Origin of the sequence: Ochrobactrum sp. SFR4 (assembly GCF_019730395.1) — a bacterium.
Lineage (GTDB): Bacteria > Pseudomonadota > Alphaproteobacteria > Rhizobiales > Rhizobiaceae > Pseudochrobactrum.
Genome location: NZ_JAAPBB010001278.1, coordinates 1 through 241, shown reverse-complemented (window position 1 = coordinate 241; position 241 = coordinate 1). Strand labels below are relative to the sequence as shown.

1 pseudogene is annotated in these 241 nt (G+C 51.5%); it reads right to left on the bottom strand.

The window, feature by feature from the left end:
- Positions 1–241: pseudogene (locus HBA93_RS23135) on the bottom strand (dihydropyrimidinase); the annotation flags it as partial.

Here is a 241-nt window from a genome sequence, read left to right as displayed (position 1 = left end):
AACGCGCCCGTTGAATTTCTTCCATTGCCTGCCTGTTGGAGACATGAACAATGACGATAGGCGTATCGACAACTTCTGCCAGTGATAGGGCACGATGCGTTGCCTCGCGTTCAGCGGCAGCAGGACGGCTGGATGCATGATATCTGGGGGCGAATTCACTGTTGTCTTCATGACGTGCAATCAGAAAGCGGATTACGTCTTCATTCTCACAATGAACAAGCACCAGAGCGCCGGATTTTCT